This window comes from Plectonema radiosum NIES-515 (assembly GCF_025753815.1).
In the GTDB taxonomy this organism is placed as follows: Bacteria; Cyanobacteriota; Cyanobacteriia; order Cyanobacteriales; family Nostocaceae; genus Hassallia; species Hassallia radiosum_A.
In genome coordinates this window covers 1-2000 of sequence record NZ_JAOWRF010000421.1, presented here as the reverse complement: position 1 = coordinate 2000, position 2000 = coordinate 1, and the positions used below count along the sequence as shown (strand labels likewise).

General features: G+C 48.1%; 1 protein-coding gene. It reads right to left on the bottom strand.

Annotated features, from left to right (window positions below; genetic code table 11):
- Nucleotides 1-135 precede the first annotated feature (135 nt).
- Entirely contained in the window at nt 136-1905 is a 1770-nt protein-coding gene (gene pyk, locus OGM63_RS29495; RefSeq protein WP_263749321.1) for a pyruvate kinase, read from the bottom strand.
- Nucleotides 1906-2000: the final 95 nt, after the last annotated feature.

Here is a 2000-nt window from a genome sequence, read left to right as displayed (position 1 = left end):
CTCCTCCACTCCTCCACTCCTCCACTCCTCCACTCCTCCACTCCTCCACTCCTCCACTCCTCCACTCCTCCACTCCTCCACTCCTCCACTCCTCCACTCCTCCACTCCTCCACTCCTCCACTCCTCCTAACAAATTTAAGGCGTTCTCACTGCCCCAGAATAAATTAAACCCCGTTGCATATCCATTGTCAAAATCGCCCCATCGCGAATTACTTGCGTAGCTTTCTTTACACCGACAATCACCGGCACACCGAGACGCAAGCCAATCACCGCAGCGTGACTTGTGAGACTTCCCTCCTCAGTAATAATTCCTGCCGCTTTTCTAATTGCCTCAACAAAATCCGCACTTGTGCTGGGAGCAACCAAAATATCTCCGTGATTAAAGTTACTTACATCCATCCCAGTGTTACCCACTCGTGCGCGACCGCTGACGGAACCTTGTCCTAATCCAATTCCTTGACCTAGTATCGCCGTCACGACTTCAACTTTAATCAAATCCGTCGATCCAGAAACTCCTTGAAGAGTGCCGGCGCTCATTACCACTAAATCCCCTTCAAACAAAAGCTGATTTTCTTGAGCAACGTTGATCGCAGCTTGAAAAGTCTGACCGGCGGAAGGCAATTCTAGCACCAAAAGCGGTTTTACTCCCCACACCATCTGTAATTGCCGTGCCACATTGACGTGAGGAGTTACAGCCAAAATCGGCGTTTGCGGACGGAATTTGGAGACATTGCGAGCTGTTGCGCCGGTTTGCGTTAAAGTCATAATTGCTGCCGCTCCGAGTTGCTCGGCAATTTGCCCCACCGCTTGACTGATGGCGTTAGGAATCGATCGCCTGGTATCTTTAGAGAGACGATTACTTGATTCTCGCGCTTCTTCCTGCTCAATACGTTCGGCAATTCGTGCCATAGTTGCTACAGCTTCCACTGCGTATTCACCCACCGCAGTTTCATTAGAAAGCATCACCGCATCCGTGCCATCTAAAATAGCGTTTGCCACATCCGACACCTCGGCGCGAGTTGGACGGGGATTATTTACCATACTGTCTAACATTTGGGTAGCGGTGATGATGGGAATTCCCATGCGATTTGCCGTTGCAATCAGCCGCTTTTGCAGGATGGGGACATCTTCTGCGGGTAATTCTACCCCCAAGTCCCCTCTAGCCACCATTACACCATCACACAAAGCCAGAACTGCTTCCATTTGTTCGATCGCTTCGTGCTTTTCAATTTTGGCAATAACTGGCACTTGCTTACCCATGCTAGAAATTAGCTCTTTAATTTCTATCATGTCCTGGGGATTGCGGACAAAGGAAAGTGCTATCCAGTCTACACCTTGGTCTAGACCGAACATCAAATCCTCGCGGTCTTTGTCAGTCATGGCTTTAATTGAAAGGTAAACTCCGGGAAAGTTCACACCCTTGTTGTTAGAAAGTTTACCAGCCACGGTGATGCGACAATGCAAATCGCCTTTTTCGCGGTTAATTTCCTCGACGACCATTTCCACTCGTCCATCGTCAAGAAGGATTTTTGCGCCAAGGGGGACTTCCTCTGCTAAATAATCGTAGGTGACGCAGCTGATATCTTGTGTGCCAATCACTCCTCGATTTGTCAAAGTAAAGCGATCGCCTTTTGCCACAACTATAGATCCATTCTCAAACTTACCCAAACGAATTTTTGGTCCTTGCAAGTCTTGGAGAATACCCACCGGCTGATTTAGTTCAAAGGCAATTTGCCGAATTAAGCGAATACTGCGTTGATGATCGGCATGAGTACCGTGGGAAAAGTTTAGCCGCAGCGTCGTTGCACCAGCTTCAATAATAGCTTTGAGCATTTCTGGGCTACTGGTAGCAGGACCAATCGTAGCGACAATTTTTGTCCGACGTAGAGAATCTCTTAGTTGCATAAGGCTGAATAAGCGCGATCTATCTTGGGAGTCATACTAAATTAACTGACGTTTGTTTTCAGTCGCTCCTATATCCAAGCAGTTAGGGAACAGAG

Coding starts and splice junctions, on each gene's coding strand:
- pyk (WP_263749321.1), bottom strand. CDS start 1,905: ATGCAACTAAGAGATTCTCTACGTCGGACAAAAATTGTCGCTACGATT.